This window comes from Ferdinandcohnia sp. GQ5 (genome assembly GCF_059759275.1).
The window spans coordinates 190,344-214,102 of sequence record NZ_JCAXEW010000010.1 but is presented as its reverse complement, the minus strand read 5'-3'; the positions used below and the strand labels follow the sequence as shown (position 1 = coordinate 214,102).

Sequence of the window (23,759 nt, the reverse complement as noted above, 5' to 3'; positions counted from 1 at the left end):
ACAATATGTCGGGCTTATTTTTATTTCACATAATCAAGTTGTTAAAAAAATGGGAGGATAAAGATGCCAACGATAATCGAAACAGCACCAATTCCAATTGCCCATGCTCCTAAACCAGTTGCACCACGACGACGTGCGATAAATCCAATGATAATACCTGCTGCTCCTAATAGTACAGGCATTACAAACAAGGAAATGATTGATAAAGCTAGAGCTAGCCAGCCTAAACCAGCACCACCCGCTACCCTATCATCCGTATTGTTTTCTTCATAGTTCGCTTCACGTCTTGTCGTCCCATAATTAATTGGAGCGGCAACTTCTGCTGCCGTTTCCTCATCGTAGCTTGAGTCAGCATTTGCACCTAAGTTTGGATCAACGTATTCAAAATCATCATCTCGAATCTTTCTTACGTTTGTATCTTCTTCCGCCATGCTTATCCCTCGCTTTCCTTATCGGTAAGGAGCATTTTTAGTATGAGTTAAAGGAGCGAGAAATATAATTGTTAATCATTGACTCTAATACCAATGCAGATTAGTCTAAAAAGCGTTAAATTCTACATTCTGGACATGAACCATAAATTTCGAATTTGTGACCGGTTATATCATATCCAGCTAAATTATCGTTCATTTTATCCATAGGACATGATTCTATTTCCTTGGTTTTACCACATTCTAAGCAAATAAAATGATGATGATGGTGATTTCCACCACATGTAAATCGAAAATGCTTCTCACCTGAAAGCTCCGTCATTTCCAATATACCTAGCTCTACAAATAATGAAAGATTTCTATAAATTGTATCAAAACTTAATCCAGGATAGTTTTCCTTTAAATCGTCCAAAACATCCTTAGCTGTTAAATACTTATCAGATACGGAAAAGAGTTCAAGCATTTCCTGTCTTTTTCCTGTATGTTTAAACCCTTTTTCCTTCATTAACTGCATCGCTTCAGAAACATTCATGCTGATCTTCCTTTCCGCCTTTTTTTCCAACTAATTGCGCCTAAAAGAATAATAATTGCAAGTACAACGATGGTTCCCCCTGGAGCTAAATCCAGATAATATGAAAGCACTAATCCAATAATGACGGCTAACTCTCCAAATACAACCGAGAGGATAATCGTTTGTTTAAAGCCTTTTGCAATTCGAATGGCTGCAGCAACAGGCAATGTCATTAAAGATGACACTAATAAAATTCCAACAATCCTCATTGATGCAGCAATAACTAATGCTACGGTAACAATAAAGATAAAATGAATTGTTTTTGCATTAATCCCTGAAACAGCGGCATGCTCTTCATCAAATGATAATAAAAATAATTCCTTGTATAGAAAAGTAACAATAATAATAACAAGCACAGAAATTGCAAGAATGGTCCATAAATCTGACCGGCTAATCGCGCTTACACTACCGAACAAATAATTGAATAAATCTGTATTAAAGCCGTCCGCGAGTGAAATAAAAATAACACCTAAACCAATTCCACTTGATAAAATAATGGGGATTGCAAGTTCCTGATAATGCTTATACACCGTTCTTAAACGTTCAATAAATAGAGAACCAACGACTGAGAATGTCATTCCCATGTAGATGGGATTGATTGGCCCTGCTAACCCGAGTTTCTTTTCAAGTAAAAGACTCGCAGCAATCCCTGCTAAGGTCACATGGCTTAAGGCATCCGCAATAAGTGACAGTCGTCTTACCACTATAAAAACACCGAGTAACGGTGCTATAAATCCAATTAGCAAACCACTAAAGAATGCATTTTGTAAAAATTCATATTGAAAAATATCTGAAAGCATCGTTTCACCTTCCATGGTTATGTTCATGAGTAATTACTTGAAGCGAATGTCCATAAAATTGGGATAAGTCCTGATCTTGAACATGTTCAAACTCATCAGCACTTCCATGGAAATGAAGATGCTTATTCAAACATGCAACATGTGACACTTTTTCCGATACTGTCCCTACATCATGGGTAACTAATATCAATGTAATTCCCTTGTTTTTATTTATGTCTTCAAGCATATTGTAAAAAGTTTGAACCGTTTGGGCATCCACCCCAACAGTCGGTTCATCAAGGATAAGAAGATCTGGTTCACTGACAAGCGACCTTGCAATAAAAACGCGCTGTTGTTGCCCTCCAGAAAGCTCTCCAATGTTCCGATATAGAAACTTTTCCATTCCAACTGCTTGAAGTGCGTCCGTGACTTTTTTCTTGTGTTCTTGTTTGAAAAAATGAAATAATCCAAGCTTTGCGGTTAGGCCGCTTGATACAACCTCAAATACCGTAGCCGGAAATCCTGAGTTAAAACTATTTGCTTTTTGAGAAACAAAACCTATTTTTGGCCAATCTTTAAATTTCGAAATTGGTGTGCCAAATAATTCAATTGACCCCTTTTGAAGTTTAACTAATCCGAGAATGCTTTTTAAAAGCGTGGTTTTACCAGATCCATTAGGACCGACAATAGCTAAGAAAGATCCTTGAGGGACAACTAGGTTAATGTTTTCTAAAACGGTTTGTTCCTCATATCGAAAAGAAAGATCCTTTATCTTTAATACCGAATTTGGATGTGTCAAGTTATCACCTTATCTATCGTTAATTTTTGTTCTTATTAAGAATCATTACGATTTATACTTTAAGAAGTATACAGGATGAATTTTATAAAGTAAAGAAATTGATTATCAAAAAAGATTTATGCACACACCTTTTCGTTATGAAATAGACTAACGAGAGGAAGGTGAAGATGATAACAATGAACATTTATCAACAAATCATTAACCAAAAATTAAAGACGTTAACACCTGATGACTTAATGAAATACGGGAAACAATATGATATATATGTATCCAAAGAACAAGCAACAAATGTATTAAAATTAATTCGAAAAAACAAGAATATTAATATCTTTAATCCAGAAGAAAAAAATCAATTATTAAGAGAAATTGCCCGTGTTACAAGTCCTGAGGTCGCAAGAAAACTCAATCAATTGTTTATCAAATTTACAAGTTAAAAAAAGCTGTCTATCGACAGCTTTTTTACTGATTGGTTATTTTCTCGAGTAAGCCTTCATCAAATGATTTTGATCGAATCATTTCAATTTCGTACTTATATGGAGCCTTTTTATTGTTTTTGTCCTCACCTACATATGGTGTTTCAAGGATTTTAGGGACATTTTCTAGGGATGGATGATGAACAATGTAATTGATTGCATTAAACCCAATTTTACCAAACCCAATATTTTCGTGACGGTCTTTTCTCGCCCCTTTATCGTTTTTGCTATCATTGATATGAAGGACTTTGATTCGATCTAGACCCACTAGTTTATCGAATTGTACTAAGACTCCATCAAAATCATTCACAATATCATAGCCTGCATCATGAGTATGACAAGTGTCAAAGCAGACAGATAACTTTTCATTGTGAGTAACTCCATCAATAATTTGGGCAATTTCCTCGAACGATCTTCCACATTCAGTGCCTTTACCAGCCATTGTTTCTAATGCTATCTGTACTTTGTGGTCCTTTGTCAGAACCTCATTTAAACCTGCAATTATCTGCTTTATTCCTGCTTCTGCGCCTGCGCCTACATGTGCACCAGGATGAAGAACAATTTGATTTGCACCGAGCGCCTCTGTTCTCTCAATTTCAGAACGTAAAAAGTTGACACCTAGTTCATACGTTGCGGGGTTTGAAGTATTACCGATATTTATGATATACGGAGCATGTACAACAATGTCATCAATCCCATTTTCCTTCATATGAGCATGTCCTGCTTCTATATTTAAATCCTCTATTTTTTTACGTCTTGTATTTTGTGGTGCCCCTGTATAAATCATAAATGTATTTGCACCATATGATACTGCTTCTTCACTCGCTGCAAGAAGCATTTTTTTTCCACTCATCGAAACATGTGAGCCAAGTTTTAGCATGGTATACCTCTCCTATCTCCCAACTATTTCATAAATGTATATTATCATAATTCATGTTTATTTTCTCTTTAAGCGTTTTTGGCGCTTTTTAATTTTTTCCATTTCTTGATTCATCTTTTTCTTATAGCCTGGTTTCACTTTCTTAGGCTTCTTCACTTGACTTTGCGCAAGTTTATCAATTTCATCAACTTGTTTTTTGCGAGCCTTTCGTTTGTTTCTTTCACCAATGTTGACCCATTCACCGTTTTCAAGGTCCCTATTTACAAAAGTAACGCCCATTTTTTCAAGCCTTATAATTGCATCTTCATCCCCTGGCTCATAAATAGTTGCTGCGATTCCTGAGTAGCCTGCCCTTGCCGTTCTACCAACCCTATGAATGTAAAAATCAAGATCGCTAGGTAGCTCATAATTGATGACATGGCTCACACCTTCAATGTCAATTCCTCTTGCTGCTAAATCCGTTGCCACTACATATTGAAACTCTAATGAGTTAATTTGCTTCATGACCTTTTTACGTTCTCTTGGAGGAAGGTCTCCGTGGAGTCTTCCTACCTTCATCCCTTTTGTAAGTAACCCATCCGCTACTTCGTCTGCCAACTTTTTCGTATTGGTAAAAATAATGGCTAAATATGGATTATAAACCTCTAACATAGATTGCAAAAGGTTTAGCTTATTCCGATGTCGTAAAGGAACAAGTATATGTTCTACCTTGGCTGCGGTAGCTTGTTCAGGTGCAACATGAGTGTATCTAGGGTTTTCCATATACTTTTTTAGAAATGGCTTTAATTTTTCAGGAATGGTTGCTGAAAACACTAAAATTTGTAGGTCTTCGGCCATCCTCGCTGCAATTTGGTCGACATCTTCGATGAAGCCCATATCAAGCATTAGATCAGCCTCATCGACTACAATTTGATTCGCTGTGTAAACTTGAAGAGCTTGTTCTTTAATTAAATCGTGAATCCTTCCAGGAGTTCCTACCACAATATGTGGTTGTGTTTTCAGTTTTTCAATGGCCCTCGCTTTATCCGTCCCACCTACAAACAATTTTGCTGTGACGGGATTTTCTCCACTAAATTTAATGATTTTTCCAATTTCATGATGGATTTGAGTTGCAAGCTCACGAGTAGGCGCAGTTATAACGGCCTGTACCTCCTGTCTTGCTGAATCAATATTATTTATAATTGGCAGTATATATGCATGGGTTTTACCTGTACCAGTTTGTGATTGCCCAATCGCACTTTCGCCCCGCTGAATGCTCGGTATTAACCGTTCTTGAATTTCGGTTGGCTTTGTAAATTTTATCTCTTTTAATGCTTCAAGTATAAATGGCTGAAATTGAAAACGTTCAAAATCTTTTACTGTCATTACGATCCCTCATTTTATATAAATATGAATTTGTTTTGCAAGGTTTGGGTTTAATTATATGTTTTCTCATAACCTAACAATTTATTATATAGGAAAGCTTGTCAAAATACCAATTGCGCCCATTTGAAGCAATTGGGAAAACATTTAATTCACCCACCGCATATCCTAAAAATAAGGTATTATCACCCGATTCATTCTTCTACTTAACTTAGGTAATTTGAAAGGAGGAGAAGCAAATGTTTTATCCACGACAACCAATGAATCAAATGAGACCAATGAGAGCAATGAGACCGATGAGACCGCCATCCATGTTTCCACAGCAATATGGGGTTCGACCACCAGGAATGTTCGGTGGTATGCAGGGAATGCAGGGCATGCAAGGACAAGGAAGATCCGGATTAAGTGGCCTTTTGAAAAAGTTAATCCCTGGAATGGGAAAGTCAAACCCAATGCAAGGAATGGGTGGTATGCCGGGTTTCTTTAATCCTTCACAAGGAATGAACCCTGGCACCCTTCAAGGTTTAGCAAATCCCTCAAACCTTAGTGCGATAATGGGAAATGTACAAAAAACGTTAAAAATGGCTGAATCTGTAGTTCCAATGGTTCAACAATATGGACCATTAATGAAAAACATCCCAGCAATGGTTAGGATGTATAGTGCTATTAAAAATGCAGGGAATGAACAAGAAGAAGAAGAAGATAATGAGACTATTTCACTATCGGATGTGACATCAAATAGTGAAGGAGTTGAAAATGAAGAAGAAAATTCAAAAGCAAGCGGTACCGGTAAATCTGTTCCAAAGCTTTACATTTAAAAGACTTTGTATTATCCTTCATACTCAGATATAATAAATACGAGATTACGAGAGTACCAATAGGTATGAGCTATCCGATTTATTGACTGAGGAGGAGAAGAGCATGGAAGTAATCAAAATTGCTCCACGTGGATACTGCTATGGTGTAGTAGATGCGATGGTAATTGCGAAAAATGCAGCTTTAGATAAAACATTACCAAGACCTATATATATACTAGGAATGATTGTTCATAATAAGCATGTAACTGATGCCTTTGAAGAAGAAGGAATTATTACGCTTGATGGAGCAAACCGTTTAGATATACTAAATCAGGTTAAAGAGGGTACCGTTATTTTCACAGCACATGGCGTTTCACCTGAGGTGAAAAATTTAGCAAAAGAACGTGGTCTTTTTACACTTGATGCAACTTGCCCTGATGTAACTAGAACACATGATTTAATTAAGGAAAAAACAGCTGAAGACTATCATATCATTTATATTGGTAAAAAGAACCACCCAGAGCCTGAAGGCGCATTAGGTGTAGCACCTAGTTTCGTTCATCTTGTTGAAACGGTTGAAGATGTTGAAAAACTTGAACTAAATCATGAAAAGCTTGTTGTGACCAACCAAACAACAATGAGTCAGTGGGACGTTCTTCATGTAATGGATAAAGTTAAGGAAAAGTTCCCACATGCTGAAGTCCACAATGAAATTTGTTTAGCTACACAGGTCCGACAAGAAGCTGTTGCCCAACAAGCAACCGTGGCCGACTTAACGATCGTAGTTGGAGATCCGAAAAGCAATAATTCAAACCGACTTGCACAAGTTTCCGAAGAAATTGCAGGAACAAAAGCATATCGTGTTGCAGACGTAAGTGATATACAACTTGAATGGCTTAAAGGTGTTGAAAAAGTAGCCGTAACAGCTGGTGCTTCCACCCCAACGCCGATTACAAAAGAGGTCATTACCTTTTTAGAGCAATTCGATCCTGAAAATGAGGAAACATGGGAACGATCTCGAAAAGTTCCACTCCATAAAGTGTTACCAAAGGTAAAAGCAGCTAAAAAATAAACGTTCAAAAGCGATCTTAATTAAAGTAAAAGGTACTCCAGTAAAATTGGAGTACCTTTTTTCATAGATATCGAAATGGGTCTGTATTAAGTTCTGAGGTTATCACAGTAACCTCGAATTTCCTTTCTTTAAAACGCTCTGTTAAGATATTAGCTACCCCTGTTTTCATGACCTTTTCAACATTGTGGCCAGGATCAACGATATTAAGTCCCATCATCATCGCATCGTGAGCAACATGGTAGTACATATCTCCTGTTACATACACGTCTGCACCAGCTCTTTTAGCATGTGAAACATACTTATTTCCGTCTCCTCCAAGCACCGCAACCTTCTTCACTTTATCTGAAAGAGAACCAACAACCCGAAGTCCATCTACCTCTAATTTATTTTTAACATGCAAGGCGAATTGTTCAAGTGTCATTTCCTGTTCAAGATTGCCAACACGTCCAAGTCCAAGCACATTACCTTCATTTTCAAGGGGATAAATATCGAAAGCAACCTCCTCGTATGGATGCGCGTTAAGCATAGCAGTGACCACCTTCTTTTGAAGGCCACTTGGGAAAACTGTCTCAATTTTGATTTCCTCTACAACTTCTAATTTACCGACTTCGCCAATATGTGGGTTTGTCCCTTGGTGTGGTAAGAATGTGCCTGTACCAGGGGTATTATACGTACAATGACTGTAATTTCCGATATAACCTGCACCAGCCGAGCCTAAAGCAGCTCGTACTTTATCAGCAGACTCCCGAGGGACATAAACAGCTAGTTTTTTTAATTTTTCCTCGTAGGTCGGCGCAAGCAATTCAACATTCGTTAAACCCAATGCATCCGCAAGCATGTCATTAACGCCACCGACAGCCACGTCTAAATTTGTATGTGCTGCATAAATCGCTATATTATGTAAAATACATTTTTCAATGATTCTTCCAGATGATGTATCTGTTTGAACTGTTTTTAAGGGTCGAAAAATAGGAGGATGATGCGCAATAATCAAATCAACATCATTTGAAATGGCTTCATCGACGACGTTTTCTAACACATCAAGTACAACCATGATTTTTTTTACCGGCTTGTTTAATGTCCCAACTTGAAGGCCGATTCTTTCTCGATCACCTTCGACGGCTAAGTGCTTTGGAGAAAATTGCTCAAATACTTGTATCACTTCAAAACCATTAGGTATTTTGCTCATTGTAATGCCTCCTTTACTATTTTTATTTTTTGCTTAAGCTCTTCTTTTCGTGTCCGATTATCGGGTGTTTCACCTGCTGTCTCAAGCTGTGATAAAATCTTTTCCCAATGTTTGAGTTCATGAGCCCATTTTTTTTCGAAAACTGAATTTTTTTCTTTTAGTAAGAAAGGTCCTAGTAAAAGTTCTTGTTCCTTATGCTGATAAGGCTTAAGGGGGTTTCCTTTTTCAGCAACTAAAACTTCATAGATTTTTTTGTCTTCCTCTAGGATTTCTTCGGCGATTAGCTCCCAGTCGTTTTCAATAAGCCATTCTCTAATTGCTGATGCGCCAATATTCGGTTGTAGGATAAGTCTTTTTACACCTGGCAGTTTGTTTTTACCATTTTCCAGAATGGAGCGAATAAGCGAGCCACCCATACCTGCTATGGTTATACATGTAACTTCATTTGGTTGAATGACTTCAAGTCCATCCCCTTTACGAGCTTCAATTTTGGAATCAAGCTTACTTTTGGAGATTTGTTTTTTTGCAGATTGTAATGGCCCCTCTGCAACCTCACCAGCAATTCCCCCAGAGATGAACCCATTTAAGTATGCATAGCATGGAAGATATGCGTGGTCAGATCCGATGTCTGCTAAAATTGCCCCTTTTGGTATGTATGATGCGACCGTTTCAAGCCGCTTCGATAATCTCTCTTCATTCATAATAGCACCACATTTTTTTAGGATAGTTAAAAAGTCCGGTGAAAATGACACATCGATAGAGGAACTTCGACTAAAAACCGACACGTCCTGTGTCGAACGTCGAAGTCACCACATCCTGTGGAAGCTCGTTGGCTTGTTTTTCCGTTCCTTGGAAAAGAAACCCACTTTTCCGGCGTGCAAAATCGTCTGCTCAAGTATTCACTACATACTATCCGCTACTCAAAACTGCGCCGCCTTGAACTTTCGACGCACAGGATGTGCTAGTGTCGACAATGCCACAGGATGTGGCGTTTTTGTCGACGCGGTCCTTTTCATCCTCCTTTTTAACACAATATTTTTTAGTTTTTATTATACAAGATGTCAGTAGAAACTTCCATCTTACTGGGAATGGCAGTAAAAAACCCTTTACATTTATGCAAAGGGTTTTTTTATTATTTATTTTTGTTCAACTAACCAATTTGCGATTTCTTGTACTTGTGCAGGGTCTTTAACTAAACCAGCCGGCATCGCACCTCTACCATTCGTGATTACATCCTGAATCTCTTCTACGGAAAGATCAATACCTTTTAATGCAGGTGCATTACCTTGACCTGATAAATCTTGGCCATGGCATGCTGCACATGTACCTTGGACAACTTCTTCTGGGGAAGCAGCTGCTGTTTCTGGAGCCTCTTCACCTTGGTTTGCCATTTCATCCATGTTACCTAGTCCAACAAAGCCTAATAGGAACATAAGTCCAATACCGAAAACTGCAATCAGGGCAAATGGTATTAATGGATTCTTTTTCATTATTCTGACCTCCCTTACCTTATGTACATCAAAAATAGATATAATTATTATTCTATACAAACACTCTCTATTTTACTTGAAAAATGATAGAAGTAAAAGACCTATTTGTACAAGAACTTATTTAACATAATATTGTAAAATTTTTTTACACAAAAATGTCACAAATTTGTCATAATAAATAATAAAACTCCTTACCAATTGGTAAGGAGCTATATCAGACATATTCATTTTAGCATCCAATTGAACGTGCGATGACCATTCGTTGAATTTCAGATGTCCCCTCTCCGATTTCAAGAAGCTTTGCATCTCGCATATATCTTTCAACATGATATTCCTTCATATAGCCATAACCACCATGTATCTGGACGGCTTGATTTGTCACCTCCATACAAATTTCAGAGGCATAAAGCTTCGCCATTGAAGCTTCTTTTGAGAAATTTTTTCCTTGATCCTTCAACCAAGCAGCTTTATACACCATATTCCGTGCTAGTTCAATCTTCATTGCCATATCTGCTAATTTAAATTGAATAGCTTGGAAGCTTGAAAGGGACTTACCAAATTGTTTACGTTCTTTTGCATAATTTAGGGCCTTCTCATAGGCTGCTTGTGCAATTCCAACTGCCATTGCTCCAATACCGATTCTTCCCCCATCCAGCGTAATTAGAAACTGTCTGAAGCCTTCTCCTCGCTTTCCAAGCAGGTTCTCTTCAGGTACATGTACATCCTCTAAAACTAATTCCGTCGTGTTTGAAGCATTCAGTCCCATTTTCTCGTAATTATCAATAACCTTAAAGCCTTCTGCATCAGTTGGGACTATAATTGCGCTTATTTCTTTTTTAGTCCCGTGACGGCCCGTTATCGCTGTGAGGGCTAAATGCTTTGCAAAACTTGCATTTGTGATAAAGCATTTATTTCCATTAATGACAAATTGATTATTTTCAAGAAGGGCTTCTGTTTGGGTTCCACCTGCATCTGATCCAGCATTGGGTTCTGTTAATCCAAATGCTCCCAAGGACTCTCCTGTGCAAATAGGGGTTAAGTATTTTTGTTTTTGCTCTTTTGTTCCAAATAAATGAAGGGGTGCACCACCAAGTGAGATATGTGCCGAGTATGTAATTCCGGTAGACCCACAGGCACGGCTTAGTTCTTCGACCACGATTGCAAAGCTAATTGTATCAGAGTCTGCTCCACCATATTCTTCAGGAAACGGCAAACCCATCATCCCTAATTCACCAAGCTTTTGAAAAACTTCTTTTGGGAAACGTTTATCTTTATCCCGTTGTTCAGCACCTGGTGCAACTTCTGCTTCGGAAAACTCTCTAATTGTTCTTTGAATCAATTTTTGCTCGGTCGTTAAATCGAAATTCATAATACCCCTCCCGTTGTATACGTTTTCATATCTATTATATCGGGAGTTGACGAATTTTCAAATAATTTAAATATTCAATAAAGTGACGACTGAAATTATACTAACCAGAATACCTGCAATCAAAAAATACCGCATCTTTAAAATAACCCCAACAAAAATCCAGCCGATACAATTCAAAAAGATCATACCGATTAAATATAGTGCCTGTCCTTTAAAAATGAGTTCACTTACATTCGCTGTTAAAAGCAAGATAAATAGAGCGAGAATAATGGAGCCAATATGAACGAAAAGTGAATTTGTTCTTTGAGTAATTAGGCCTAAAATGCAGATAATTAAAAAAATAAAGTTTAATACCATTTGCAAATTAGTCGATATTTCAGTAAAATAAGTGACAAGTAATAAAACTGGTAAAAGTGAACCAATTACGATAATCAAAACAAATGGTGTTTTCTGATTTTCTTTTGTTGATTCAATTCCTTCACCCTCTGTATATAACGAGAGTAGGAAATTACAATATGCTTCTGGCAGTAATTTATTTTTACGCCAATATAGAATTTCATTGATAATAATCTTTTTTCTATCTTGATTCATGAAAGCGCTCACCTTGTTTAATTGATATCTAAATCTAAAAACTCCACGATTAAGTGGCAATGTCTTCATGACCCACATCGGATGGGCTAGAACAAAAAAAATAGTTTACTTCAATTGTATGAAGTAAACTACGGAATGTAAATGAAAATGTTTATTCTAAGAAATCCTTTAATCTCTTACTTCGACTTGGGTGACGAAGCTTTCGTAGAGCTTTTGCTTCTATTTGTCGAATACGCTCACGAGTAACACCAAACACTTTACCAACCTCTTCGAGAGTACGAGTACGTCCATCATCCAATCCAAAGCGAAGACGTAATACATTTTCTTCTCGATCGGTTAGGGTATCCAGAACATCTTCCAGTTGTTCTTTTAATAGCTCGTATGCAGCATGTTCTGATGGAGAAGTTGCGTCTTGGTCCTCAATAAAGTCTCCAAGATGTGAGTCATCTTCTTCACCAATTGGTGTTTCTAATGATACAGGTTCTTGTGCAATCTTTAAGATTTCCCTTACCTTTTCTGGTGTTAAATCCATATCTTCTGCAATTTCTTCAGGCGTTGGTTCGCGCCCAAGGTCCTGGAGTAACTGACGTTGTACACGGATTAATTTATTAATTGTTTCTACCATATGAACCGGAATACGGATAGTTCTAGCTTGGTCTGCAATCGCACGTGTGATGGCTTGACGTATCCACCATGTTGCATACGTACTAAATTTGAATCCTTTGCGATAATCAAATTTCTCAACAGCTTTAATAAGTCCCATATTACCTTCTTGGATTAAATCTAGGAACAACATACCGCGACCAACGTAACGCTTTGCAATACTTACTACAAGTCGTAAATTGGCTTCAGCAAGTCTACGTTTAGCCTCTTCATCACCTTGTTCAATACGTTCAGCAAGTTGAATTTCATCATCAGCTGATAGTAAATCAACACGGCCAATTTCTTTTAGGTACATACGCACCGGGTCATTTATCTTTACTCCTGGAGGAACACTGAGATCATTAAGATCAAATTCTTCTTCCTTGGATAATTCTTGAATATTTGGATCATCTTCATTGTCATCATCAACATCATGATCCCCGCTATCACCTAATAATTCAATACCCTGCTCTCCAAGGAACTCATAGTATTCATCAAGGTGGTCTGATTCAACTTCAAAACCAGACATACGCTCTGCGATTTCTTCATATGTCAATACACCGCGCTTTTTTCCTAGTGCTGTTAATTTTTCTTTAACTTGCTCTAATGTTAATTCTGTATCGACTTCTTTAGACTTTTCAGCCATTTGTTCCCCTCCTTCCAAACTTGTAAGACATAGAGGTTAGAAAACCTATTTGTTAAATTAATGCTTTTTTCATTTGAATGATTTCATTTGCAATTGTAGCAGCCTTTAAATAATCCTTACTTCGTTCAGCCTCGAGTTGCTCAGATTCTTTTTCTTTTATCATTGACATTTTTTTGTGATTCAACACCTGTTTCACATAATCCGATAAAACAGAATCCGATACTTCCTCTTCAATTGACATCATTGCAATATCAGTGACAATCCTTTTTAAACTCTCATCATGAACCCTTGTTAGTAGTGTACTGATATCTGGTTCAAATCCTTCTTCATAAAATGCATATAAGTACGTTACAATCGCTCGATGCTCTTCGATATTAAATTCGGCTTGAAGCTGATCCTGTATTTTTTCAGCAATATCCCGACTACGTAACATATAAGCAATTAAATATCGTTCTGCATTATGATAGGCTTTTAGTAAATGTTTTGATACGGCAGGTTTCGCTTTCGTATTATTTCTATTCGAAGAGAAATTATCCCTTTTTTTCCGTTCAGATTTATAATATTGAAGCTGTTGCGTTTTTAATGCATCCAGTGAAATAGAAAATTCACTGGATAATTGGCGCAAGTAATGGTCTCTTTCTACAGCCTTTTCTAATGAGGAAATTTCTTTAATAACATCTTCTATATAACGGATGCGATCTCCTTCATCCTGAAGATTTTTTCCTTTTCTTAAGTACTGCATTTTAAATGCCATTAATGTAAGACTTGCCCCTATTACATCATTTTTAAACTTCTCTGCGCCATATTTTCTAATGTAGTCATCAGGGTCCATACCATTTGGCATTGTAGCTACTCTAACATAACAACCCGCTTCACCCAGCATAATTGAAGCTCGTAAAGCCGCATCTACCCCCGCGTTGTCAGAGTCATAACAGATAACAACAGATTCCACATTCCGTCTAATTATTTTCACATGTTCATCCGTCAAGGATGTGCCCATCGTACCTATTGAATTAGGAACATCAGCTGTATCAGCTGCAATGACATCTGCAAATCCTTCAAATAGAACCACTTGCTGTTGTTTTCGAATAGCAAGTCTAGCTTGATGAAAATTATAAAGGGTCTTGCTTTTATTAAAAATAATCGTTTCGGGACTGTTTAAATATTTTGGTTCCTGCCCCTTATCAAGCACCCTGCCAGAAAATGCTATGGTTTTACCTTGGTGGTCCCATATCGGGAACATTATGCGGTTTCGAAATCTATCAAAGAATGTACCGGTATCCTCCTTTTTCACAAGCAGTCCGGCCCTTTCCATCAACTCAGGCCTAAAACCTCTTTTCTGGAGAAATTTCGTGGCAAAGTCCCACGAGTCAAGGGCATAGCCAATTTCAAACTTATCGATGATTTCTCTTGTAAAGCCCCTATTGGTTAAATAGTCTAGCGCTGGTTGACCCTCTTTTGTATTAAGTAATAGGTGATGATAGAATTTCTTTAATAATTCGTGTGCTTCTTGCATTTTTGATGCTTCATTGTTTTTATCAGAAACAGCAGTTGGCTGTTCATAATCTGACAAATCTATGTTCACTTTATTAGCAAGGTTTATTGCCGCTTCCGAAAAGGAGTACCCTTCTAGGTCCATTAAAAAAGAAAATACATTTCCACCTGCTCCACACCCAAAACAATGAAAGATTTGTTTATCGGGAGATACAGAGAATGAAGGGGTATTTTCACCGTGAAATGGGCATAAGCCAAAATAATTTCTTCCTTGCTTCTTCAATTGAACATATTCACTAACAACATCAACAATGTCAACAGAAATACGAATTTTTTCGATTGTTTCTTCGGGTATTCGATATCCCATGTATAACATCCCCAAGTACTAAATTATTCGATGTTTAGAGTTTAAATCCTGCAAGATTCGACAAACTTTTTTTAAAAATTTTAGTAAAATGTTGTCTGTCTTCGTCAGTAAAGGGTTTTGGTCCTTTTGAATATGAACCACTACGTCTTTCTTTTGCAGATAAAAAGCGAAAATGGAGGATCTGTTCCATATCCTCTTCCTTAAACTCTTTGCCACGAGGTGATATAACATTTACACCTCTATTTACTAAAATACTCGCTAAGCCAGTATCCTGGGTAATGACGATGTCTTTTTTTATTGCATGATTCATAATATAGAGATCTGCTGCCTCTTTCTCAGCATCCACGTACACCCATTTCCCACCCATCGGGGTCGACATAACATGGGCATATGACGCTACAAATACAACATTGATATTATATGTACCTGCTATGCTAAGTATTTCTTCTTTAACTGGACATGCATCAGCATCCACAAATATTTTATTCTTTTTTTCGTCATATTTCTCTATTCTACATCACTCCGAAGAATCCTTCTTTTCAAGGGAAAAGATTAAAAATAAGTTCAAAAATCTGTGATTGGGCCATCTTTAGGTGAGCAATTATGGGTAAATATTCTATCATTTTTCGAAGGCGAACCACTGAATCAAGAAAAAAATGTCGAAAATTAATTCACCTATTCCATAATTTATCCTTGACAACCTTCAATATATAGTTTATTCTATCCAATCGAACTCTAAACCTAAAAATATGTATTTTTATCACAATTTTTTATTATAATACAAAATTCTTTCAAGCGCCATAAAAAAACATATCTTTTTAGAGATATGTTTTTTACTGTATAGGTAGTCTTAAGATTATTTTGTTTTACGATTACTTATTTTATTTAAAATAATATTTGCCGTTTCTTCAACCGCTTTATTTGATACATCCACTACATCACAATTGATTTTATTCACAAGAGACTCAAAATGGTCCAGTTCTTCTTTAATACGATTAATATTTGCATAGATCGCTTGATCATCTAAACCTAATGACTTTAATCTTTCACGTCTAATATGGTTTAGCTTCTCAGGGCTAATTTTTAGTCCAAAGCACTTGTTGGGTGATACTTTGAAGAGTTCTTCGGGTGGATCAACTTCTGGTACAATTGGCACGTTTGCCACTTTATAGCGCTTATGTGCAAGATACTGAGATAATGGTGTTTTAGATGTTCTTGAAACACCGATTAAGACGATATCTGCACGCAAAATCCCTCTTGGGTCACGACCGTCATCATACTTAACAGCAAATTCTATAGCCTCGATTTTTTTGAAATAATCCTCGTCGAGTTTTCGTACAAGACCAGCCTCAAATCTTGGGTTACTTTCATAAAGGCCAGACATTTTTTCGATTAGTGGACCTATTATATCGTTTACAATTACCCCTTCACGTGCAGCTTCCATCACAAGAAAATCTCGTAGTTCTGGAACTACAAGTGTGAATGCAATTATTGCATTATTCAGTTTGGCAAGTGCTACAACCTCTGCTAATGTAGCTGTATCTTCTACATAAGGAATTCGTTTAATTTCTGTATGTGAGCCGTTAAATTGGCTAACTGCCGCTTTAACAACTAATTCAGCTGTTTCCCCAACTGAATCTGATACTACATATACAACCCGATTACTCATTTTAATTCTCCATCTCCTAACTTAAAAGATCAAATGCTCATTAAAGGATTTCATCACCAGCAAGTCCTACCAACGCTTTTGTCATATTTGTCTTAGTAATTCTGCCAATTACCTCGATACCCCGTTCCGATTGCTTAACAATTGGTAATGCATCAATTTGTTTTTCAATCAATTTATGTGCCACGTCAATTAAAAGATCATCTTTTTCACACATCGTAATATTTGGCATTCTTGTCATAATAATAGTAACAGGGACAGATTTTAAATCTTGATTTCCAAGACTTGCCCGCAGTAAGTCTTTTCGAGATAAAACGCCAACAAGAAGTGAGGATTTATCCACTACAAACAATGTACCGACATCTTCTAAAAACATAGTAACAATTGCATCATAGACAGATATACTCTCATTTATCACAACAGGGATAGATTGGTAATCCATCACTTTAATTTTGTTTATTCTATCCGCAAGTAATTGCTGCCCTGTTTTGCCCGTATAGAAATAGCCGACACGAGGCCTGGCTTCCAGATATCCTGCCATAGTTAAAATAGCGAGGTCCGGACGAAGAGTAGCCCTAGTCAAATTTAAACGATCTGCAATAGCCTCACCAGTGATAGGCCCATTGTCTTTTACAATTTGTACAATTTGTTGTTGCCGCTTACTCAGTTCTATTGTACTCACCACCATTCCTAAAATCTATACTATTTATTTTAAATATGTAAAGTACTGAAAAGAGTTATACTAATTATTAATTATTATATACTAATTGCGTAATCACGTATAGTAAATAGAAAAAGACTAGGAGCTAATTTTTCTGCTCCTAGTTTTTAATTTGTTTTTTAAATGTGCTTCTTTTTTGAGTTCAAAATGTTGTTCGCGCTTATTTTACAATAATTGCGTTCATGTCCCCAATTAAGTAAATAATGTTCGCTAGTTGCACCATTTGTGCAAGTCTGTTTTGCCTTACTGCCGCATCTTCTGCCATAACCATTGTATGTTCGAAGTATTGATCAATTAGCTCTCTCAATGAAGCTAACAAATGGAATGCTTCAGCTACTTCATGATTGTTTAGACTTTCAATTACTTTTGGCTTTACTTCCGTGAACTTCTCAAAAAGATGCTTTTCCTCTTCAGATTGGAAAAGGCTTGGATTAATTTCAGCTTCTTCGCCTTTTTTGGCAATGTTAACAACCCTACCTAATGACTCAATAGTTGTTTTAAAATCTTGATGGTCCTTGTTGTTCTCAAGCATTTCCGCTTTTTTAATAACAAGACCAACATTTCCAATCTGGGTGCCAAGAACCGCGTCAATTATATCATAGCGGATGTTTCTAGTATTTAGTTCATGTTTGATTCGTAATTTAAAGAACTGAACAAGTTCTTTCTTAATTTCTTGTTTTTCAAGTTTCGCAACTTTTGCCTCAATAAACAGATCTAAAACATCATCGATTAGTTCTTCAAGGCCAATATTCCAACCTTTATCAAGTAAGATTTGAACGACACCAGAAGCCATACGGCGTAATGCATATGGATCCTGTGAACCTGTTGGAATAATACCGATAGAGAAACATCCAATGATTGTATCCAATTTATCAGCTAAACTAACTAATGCTCCAATAGTGGAAGTTGGACTAGAATCGTCAGCATGTCTAGGCATGTAATGCTCGTTAATAGCTACCGCCACCGCCTCGTCTTCTCCACTAATTCGTGCATAGCGTTCACCCATTACACCCTGAAGCTCAGGAAATTCATATACCATATTGGTTACAAGGTCAAATTTGCATATTTCGGCTGCTCTATTTGCTTTTTCCTGTGTTTGACTATCAATTTTCAAAAGTTCTGACACGTTCTTAGTGATAAGCTGGATTCTTCTAACCTTATCACCAATTGAACCAATCTCTTCATGGTAAATGATTTTATCAAGCTTTTGAACTAAGTTATCAATTTCTAACTTTTGATCTTCTTTATAAAAGAAGTCTGCATCAGATAAACGTGCTCGTAAAACCTTCTCATTCCCTCTAGCAACTTTTTCAAGATAGTTATGATCACCATTACGAACTGCAACAAAGTAAGGTAGCAGAGCCCCGTTTTTGTCCTTTACAGGAAAATAACGCTGATGCTCCCTCATACTTGTAATTAAGACTTCTTCAGGTAAATTCAAGAATTCTTCTTCAAATTTTCCGAAAAAAGCAGTAGGATATTCAACAAGATTCGTTACTTCACTAAGTAAATCTTCGTCAATTGGAATCTCCCAATTATTGTCTTCTTCAAGTATTTTAATTTGATTCGTAATGGCTTCCTTACGCTCTAAATAATCCGCAATAACATACTGAGACATAAGCACTTTTTCATAGTCCCTAGGAGATGTGACTTCAACCTCTTGGCCTAAGAAACGATGTCCCCATGTTTTATTCCCTGATGATACATTTGTAATTGTGATTGGAATAATTTCATCTCCAAACAAAGCAACAATCCATTTAATAGGACGGACATAGCGTAGATCTTGATCGCCCCAGCGCATATTTTTAGGGAATGAAAGATGTACGATAACATTCTCAAGTTCACCTAAGATTTCTTTTGTGTTTTTTCCTTGAATAAATTTATTGATATGTGCGTATTCCACACCATTTATTTCTTTAAAAAAGATGTCCTCAACAGTAGCACCCTGTCCTCTTGTGAACCCCATTGCAGCTTTTGTCCAATTTCCATCTTGGTCTAAAGCAATTTTTTTCGCAGGACCTTTTGCTTCTAGTTCAACATCCTTTTGTTTGTCAGCAACGTCCCGAACAAGAACTGCTAGTCTTCTCGGTGAAGAAAAACTCTCTACCTGCTCAAATGAAATATTATGTTCAATCAACCAATTTGTAATCTTGTCAGAAAGCTGATTCATAGAATCTGTTACAAAGCGTGCTGGCATTTCCTCTAATCCAATTTCAATCAATAAATCTCGATTACTCATTACGATCGTCTCCTTTTGCCTTCAGCATCGGGAAGCCCAATTTTTCCCGCTCTTCATAAAACGTCTTAGCTACCTTACGAGCTAAATTACGAACTCTGCCGATATATCCTGTTCTTTCGGTAACTGAAATTGCTCCCCTTGCATCTAATTGATTAAAGGTGTGAGAACATTTTAAAACATAGTCATAGGCTGGATGGACGAGTCCTTCGTCCATTTGACGATGCGCTTCCTTTTCATAAATGCTAAATAAGTTAAAAAGCATTTCTGTATCTGATGTTTCAAACGTATACTTTGAATGTTCGTATTCAGGCTGATGGAAAATATCTCGAACTGTAAATCCTTTTGTCCATTCAAGATCAAATACATTTTCTTTATCTTGAATGTATGAGGCTAAACGTTCAATTCCATATGTAATTTCGACTGACACTGGCTTACATTCAATGCCTCCAACTTGTTGGAAATAGGTAAATTGAGTAACTTCCATCCCATCTAGCCATACCTCCCAGCCAAGTCCCGCTGCTCCAAGTGTTGGTGCTTCCCAATTATCTTCAACGAAGCGGATATCATGTTCTAATGGATTGATTCCTAATGCACGTAAGGAATCCAGATATAATTCCTGAATATTATCAGGCGACGGTTTCATGATCACCTGAAATTGATGGTGTTGATATAAGCGGTTTGGGTTTTCTCCGTAACGGCCATCGACTGGACGTCTTGAAGGTTCAACATATGCCACATTCCATGGCTCAGGGCCAAGGCTTCTGAGAAATGTGTAGGGGCTCATTGTTCCTGCACCTTTTTCAACGTCATAGGCCTGCATCAGAATGCAACCTTGATCTGACCAATGCTTCTGTAGGGTTAATATCATTTCTTGAATATTCATTAATCTTGCACCTCCAAAATTATAAAGCGGAAGCGCCTTGCTCAGAAACGAGGAAACTGGCCGACTAGAATCGCCACGTCCTGTGGCAACGTCGGCACTAGCACTTCCTGTGCGTCGGATATTCCGACAAAGAGGCACTATTTGCCTCTGCAGGAGGAGTTGAAGTTTCTCGAGTTTCTAGGCGCTGCAGCTAGATTGAAAAAACTATTTAAAATAAAATAAAAAAACTCCCCTCCTCTATGCCTAATTGTAGACATAGGGACGAGAGTTTACCCGCGGTTCCACCCTATTTGCAAATAACTCTATTATGAGTTATTGCCTCTTTCAAGCGATACACTCTGGAACGCCTTCCTTATCTGTTCATACCCTAGCTTCCACCATCCTAGGTTCGCTTTTATGAACTAAAGCGGATGTTCAAAAGTCCGGTAAAAATGACACATCGAATTTCTTCGTTGGCTTGCTTTTCCGTTCCTTGGAAAAGAAAATCACTTTTCCTTCGTGCTAGAACATCTGCTCACGTATTAACTGCATACGTTCCGCTACTCAAAGCTGCACCGTCTCGAACTTCTTGGTCCTTTTTATCCTTCTTTTTGCACACTCACTGTAATAAGTACTACTTTCCTTCACCGTGCAAATATTTTTAGATGAATTTCAAAAAGTAGCCAAATGATAAGACTTCGAATCTCTGCGTCACTCGGCCTCTACGGTCCTCACGTATTAAAATTAAAAGCATACGCTGCGGTCCTCAAGGCACTCTTTCCTTGACCTTCTCGCTTCTGATTCGTCAACTTTTTGAACTCTTATTTTAATTGAACTATATTCCAATTTCACTGCGATGTCAAGTCGCCACGTTAGGTTAGACGTAAATTTTCAAGTTGGTCTAGGAATCGTTTAGACTTTAGATACAAGCCTGAATATTCCTCGTAGTACATGTCAATAACCATCTTCAATTCTTTCTTCGTTTCGTCTTTTACGGCAATTTTTCCTAATCGGTTTAAATCAAAATAATAAAATAAGCGCAACAATCGTATTGTTGCTTGCGATACTTTTAAATGATAGGGTTCTTTTTCATAACAACGGTGGCAAAGTAAGCCACCCTCTCTAACTGAAAAAGCAAATTCTCCCTCTGTACTGTTACAGTTTGTACATTCATTAAGTCGAGGATACAACCCAAGCAATGGCAGCATCTTAAGCTCATATATGTACAATAGAATATCAGGATCATACCCCTCATTTAAGTAATTTAGTGTTTGATACAACATTTCAAATAAAAACGGGTTTGATCTCTTATCTTCAGTACATTTATCAGTTAACTCGACAACATAAGATGCATATGCCGTTAGGAAAATATCTTCCCGAATACTTCGGAAGGTTGAAATCGTTTCACCTTGTTGTAAAACACCTAAACCTGACGTCTTTTGAACTAAAAACTGTCCATATGTAAAAACCTGGGTAATGGCTGCGAGGCGACTACTAGGTTTCTTCGCACCTCTTGCCATTACCCCTATTTTCCCCCATTCACGGGTATACAAAGTTACGATTTTATTTGTTTCACCATAATCACTTGTTCTTATGATAATACCTTCGCATTTTTGTAGCACTACTGTCACCATCCGTTGGCAACTAGGCAATCCAATTACCATTGTTTATTTGCGTCATACATGCCTTATAAAGGTTTAAGACGCTTGTTTTTAGGATGGTCAAGTAATTGGAAAATCTATTTCTGCTAGCTCCTCACTTTGTGCCTCGGGTCTCTCTGTCTTCTCTTGTTCCAATTCCTTAAAAAGAAGATACGTATCAACATTACCTGTTTGACTAAACACCTTCCAGGTAAAATCTAACATAGTAACCCCACCTTTCTGTAATTTAAACACTAGCAAAGACTATTCCAATTTCATTCACTTGTAAGAATATCATGACCGAAAATCCTAAAAAACATGTTACATAAATTTTGCTAATCCGTGTATTTTTTTGGAATTTACGTATACTTAGACTTTAATATTCATCTTCCCTAAAGCCATAATCGCGAAGTTGAGAACTTTTGTTGCGCCAGTCCTTTTGAACCTTAACCCAAAGCTCTAGAAAAACTTTTGAACCGAGCAATGCTTCAATATCTGCTCTTGCTCGTTTTCCTACTTCTTTTAGCATACTGCCCTGCTTTCCAATTACGATTCCTTTTTGGGAATTACGTTCGACAATAATAGTAGCTCCAACGTACACCGTATTTCCACTTTCTCTTCTTTCGAGTGAATCCATTACAACTGCAATCGAGTGTGGGATTTCCTCTCTCGTTAGGTGAAGAACTTTTTCACGAATCAATTCCGTAATAATGAATCGCTCAGGATGGTCCGTTACCTGATCAGCAGGATAGTATTGAGGTCCCTCTGGTAAATAAACTTTGATCTGTTCAACTAATCTAGCGGTATTCGTTCCTTGGAGTGCTGAAATTGGAACTATTTCCTTAAATGGATAAAGTCCTTTGTACTTCTCGATCAACTCCAATAATTGGTCAGGATGTATTTGGTCTATCTTATTAACAACGAGAAAAACTGGTGTCTGAATATTTTTTAGTCGTTCAATAATAAACTCATCCCCACGACCATAACCTTCTTCCGCATTGATCATAAATAAAACTAGATCAACTTCCTTAAGAGTGTTCTGAGCGACTTTCATCATAAAATCGCCCAGCTTATGCTTTGGCTTATGAATACCAGGCGTGTCAATAAAAATAATTTGAGAATTTTCTTCGGTATAAACACCTTGGACTTTATTTCGTGTCGTCTGTGGTTTATCACTCATTATAGCAATTTTTTGTCCAATAACATGATTTAAAAAAGTGGATTTTCCAACATTCGGTCGTCCTATTATTGAAACAAACCCTGATTTATAATTAGTCTTAGTTTCCATGTAAATCCTCCGGTGTAAATGCTCCTGGTAGCAGTTCATCAATTGTAATCTCTTGTACGTCACCTTTAAGATTCGATAAGAATACCTTTGTATCACGTCCACAAAGCTCTGAAATCACTTGACGACATGAGCCACAAGGCGGTACTGGTCGTTCTGTATCTGCAACTACAGCTATTGCTGCAAACTCTTTATCTCCTTCAGAAACAGCCTTAAATAGTGCTGTCCTTTCTGCACAGTTTGTTACACTGTATGCTGCATTTTCGATATTACAGCCATGGTACACTTTACCATCCTTTGTTAATATCGCAGCCCCTACTTTAAATTTTGAATATGGAACATATGCTAATTCTCTTGCTTTTTTCGCTTCGTTGATTAGTTCCTCTGTTTTCACTAT

Annotated in this window: 25 protein-coding genes; 3 read left to right on the top strand and 22 right to left on the bottom strand. The window is 37.2% G+C overall.

Annotated elements, in window-relative coordinates; genetic code table 11:
* Positions 1 to 41: 41 nt before the first annotated feature.
* The 4 genes from AC6CHV_RS14300 to AC6CHV_RS14285 form a co-directional block, all read right to left on the bottom strand.
* Entirely contained in the window at positions 42 to 431 is a 390-nt protein-coding gene (locus tag AC6CHV_RS14300; protein WP_341330855.1) for a DUF4190 domain-containing protein, read from the bottom strand.
* Between the two features lie 115 nt (positions 432 to 546).
* Positions 547 to 960, bottom strand: coding sequence for a zinc uptake transcriptional repressor Zur (gene zur / locus AC6CHV_RS14295; RefSeq protein ID WP_341330854.1), 414 nt, complete (start codon positions 958 to 960; stop codon positions 547 to 549).
* Positions 957 to 1,799, bottom strand: a complete 843-nt coding sequence (locus tag AC6CHV_RS14290; protein WP_341330853.1) for a metal ABC transporter permease — start codon at positions 1,797 to 1,799, stop codon at positions 957 to 959. The genes zur and AC6CHV_RS14290 overlap by 4 nt, the downstream gene beginning before the upstream one ends.
* 4 nt (positions 1,800 to 1,803) lie before the next feature.
* Complete coding sequence (locus AC6CHV_RS14285) at positions 1,804 to 2,577, bottom strand: metal ABC transporter ATP-binding protein (RefSeq protein ID WP_341330852.1); 774 nt, start codon at positions 2,575 to 2,577, stop codon at positions 1,804 to 1,806.
* 167 nt (positions 2,578 to 2,744) lie between these two features.
* Here AC6CHV_RS14285 and AC6CHV_RS14280 point away from each other — a divergent pair, with 167 nt between their 5' ends.
* Positions 2,745 to 3,011: a DUF2624 domain-containing protein gene (locus AC6CHV_RS14280; RefSeq protein ID WP_246006428.1), complete on the top strand. Its 267-nt coding sequence runs from the start codon at positions 2,745 to 2,747 to the stop codon at positions 3,009 to 3,011.
* 25 nt (positions 3,012 to 3,036) lie between these two features.
* Here the strand turns inward: AC6CHV_RS14280 and AC6CHV_RS14275 are convergent, their stop codons facing one another.
* The gene (locus AC6CHV_RS14275) at positions 3,037 to 3,930 is read right to left on the bottom strand and encodes a deoxyribonuclease IV (RefSeq protein ID WP_341330851.1); all 894 of its coding nucleotides are present in this window, start codon (positions 3,928 to 3,930) and stop codon (positions 3,037 to 3,039) included.
* Between the two features lie 57 nt (positions 3,931 to 3,987).
* Positions 3,988 to 5,295 (bottom strand): DEAD/DEAH box helicase, encoded by a 1,308-nt coding sequence (locus AC6CHV_RS14270; protein WP_498079085.1) that lies wholly within the window; start codon positions 5,293 to 5,295, stop codon positions 3,988 to 3,990.
* Between the two features lie 236 nt (positions 5,296 to 5,531).
* On the opposite strand from AC6CHV_RS14270, the gene vrrA reads away from it, so the two are divergent.
* Positions 5,532 to 6,110 (top strand): VrrA/YqfQ family protein, encoded by a 579-nt coding sequence (vrrA, locus tag AC6CHV_RS14265; protein ID WP_341330849.1) that lies wholly within the window; start codon positions 5,532 to 5,534, stop codon positions 6,108 to 6,110.
* A gap of 103 nt (positions 6,111 to 6,213) precedes the next feature.
* Positions 6,214 to 7,161 (top strand): 4-hydroxy-3-methylbut-2-enyl diphosphate reductase, encoded by a 948-nt coding sequence (locus AC6CHV_RS14260; RefSeq protein WP_341330848.1) that lies wholly within the window; start codon positions 6,214 to 6,216, stop codon positions 7,159 to 7,161.
* 61 nt (positions 7,162 to 7,222) lie between these two features.
* On the opposite strand, the gene AC6CHV_RS14255 is transcribed toward AC6CHV_RS14260, so the two are convergent.
* From AC6CHV_RS14255 to AC6CHV_RS14180, 16 genes are all read right to left on the bottom strand, one after another.
* Positions 7,223 to 8,350 carry a Nif3-like dinuclear metal center hexameric protein gene (locus AC6CHV_RS14255; RefSeq protein WP_341330847.1) on the bottom strand — a complete coding sequence of 376 codons (1,128 nt, stop codon included), beginning with the start codon at positions 8,348 to 8,350 and terminating at the stop codon, positions 7,223 to 7,225.
* Entirely contained in the window at positions 8,347 to 9,051 is a 705-nt protein-coding gene (locus tag AC6CHV_RS14250) for a tRNA (adenine(22)-N(1))-methyltransferase (RefSeq protein ID WP_341330846.1), read from the bottom strand. The genes AC6CHV_RS14255 and AC6CHV_RS14250 overlap by 4 nt, the downstream gene beginning before the upstream one ends.
* A gap of 435 nt (positions 9,052 to 9,486) precedes the next feature.
* A complete protein-coding gene (gene cccA, locus AC6CHV_RS14245) occupies positions 9,487 to 9,840 on the bottom strand; it encodes a cytochrome c550 (protein ID WP_341330845.1) in 354 nt (117 codons plus the stop codon).
* A gap of 229 nt (positions 9,841 to 10,069) precedes the next feature.
* The gene (locus AC6CHV_RS14240; RefSeq protein WP_341330844.1) at positions 10,070 to 11,209 is read right to left on the bottom strand and encodes an acyl-CoA dehydrogenase family protein; all 1,140 of its coding nucleotides are present in this window, start codon (positions 11,207 to 11,209) and stop codon (positions 10,070 to 10,072) included.
* 66 nt (positions 11,210 to 11,275) lie between these two features.
* Entirely contained in the window at positions 11,276 to 11,800 is a 525-nt protein-coding gene (locus AC6CHV_RS14235) for a hypothetical protein (RefSeq protein ID WP_341330843.1), read from the bottom strand.
* 151 nt (positions 11,801 to 11,951) lie between these two features.
* Positions 11,952 to 13,088: an RNA polymerase sigma factor RpoD gene (gene rpoD / locus AC6CHV_RS14230; protein WP_121447233.1), complete on the bottom strand. Its 1,137-nt coding sequence runs from the start codon at positions 13,086 to 13,088 to the stop codon at positions 11,952 to 11,954.
* 52 nt (positions 13,089 to 13,140) lie between these two features.
* The gene (gene dnaG / locus AC6CHV_RS14225; RefSeq protein ID WP_341330842.1) at positions 13,141 to 14,949 is read right to left on the bottom strand and encodes a DNA primase; all 1,809 of its coding nucleotides are present in this window, start codon (positions 14,947 to 14,949) and stop codon (positions 13,141 to 13,143) included.
* A 34-nt stretch (positions 14,950 to 14,983) separates the two neighbouring features.
* Complete coding sequence (locus tag AC6CHV_RS14220; RefSeq protein ID WP_099352237.1) at positions 14,984 to 15,424, bottom strand: YaiI/YqxD family protein; 441 nt, start codon at positions 15,422 to 15,424, stop codon at positions 14,984 to 14,986.
* Positions 15,425 to 15,805: 381 nt separating this feature from the next.
* Positions 15,806 to 16,618, bottom strand: coding sequence for a pyruvate, water dikinase regulatory protein (locus AC6CHV_RS14215; RefSeq protein ID WP_341330841.1), 813 nt, complete (start codon positions 16,616 to 16,618; stop codon positions 15,806 to 15,808).
* A 40-nt stretch (positions 16,619 to 16,658) separates the two neighbouring features.
* Entirely contained in the window at positions 16,659 to 17,303 is a 645-nt protein-coding gene (ccpN, locus tag AC6CHV_RS14210; protein WP_341330840.1) for a transcriptional regulator CcpN, read from the bottom strand.
* Positions 17,304 to 17,496: 193 nt separating this feature from the next.
* Complete coding sequence (gene glyS, locus AC6CHV_RS14205) at positions 17,497 to 19,575, bottom strand: glycine--tRNA ligase subunit beta (RefSeq protein WP_341330839.1); 2,079 nt, start codon at positions 19,573 to 19,575, stop codon at positions 17,497 to 17,499.
* Positions 19,568 to 20,458, bottom strand: coding sequence for a glycine--tRNA ligase subunit alpha (glyQ, locus tag AC6CHV_RS14200; protein WP_099352233.1), 891 nt, complete (start codon positions 20,456 to 20,458; stop codon positions 19,568 to 19,570). The genes glyS and glyQ overlap by 8 nt, the downstream gene beginning before the upstream one ends.
* Before the next feature lie 851 nt (positions 20,459 to 21,309).
* Positions 21,310 to 22,059 (bottom strand): DNA repair protein RecO, encoded by a 750-nt coding sequence (gene recO, locus AC6CHV_RS14195; RefSeq protein WP_341330838.1) that lies wholly within the window; start codon positions 22,057 to 22,059, stop codon positions 21,310 to 21,312.
* A 99-nt stretch (positions 22,060 to 22,158) separates the two neighbouring features.
* Positions 22,159 to 22,302 carry a YqzL family protein gene (locus tag AC6CHV_RS14190; RefSeq protein ID WP_099352231.1) on the bottom strand — a complete coding sequence of 48 codons (144 nt, stop codon included), beginning with the start codon at positions 22,300 to 22,302 and terminating at the stop codon, positions 22,159 to 22,161.
* Between the two features lie 151 nt (positions 22,303 to 22,453).
* Positions 22,454 to 23,365 carry a GTPase Era gene (era, locus tag AC6CHV_RS14185; protein WP_341330837.1) on the bottom strand — a complete coding sequence of 304 codons (912 nt, stop codon included), beginning with the start codon at positions 23,363 to 23,365 and terminating at the stop codon, positions 22,454 to 22,456.
* A complete protein-coding gene (locus AC6CHV_RS14180; protein WP_121447240.1) occupies positions 23,355 to 23,756 on the bottom strand; it encodes a cytidine deaminase in 402 nt (133 codons plus the stop codon). The genes era and AC6CHV_RS14180 overlap by 11 nt, the downstream gene beginning before the upstream one ends.
* Positions 23,757 to 23,759 lie beyond the last annotated feature (3 nt).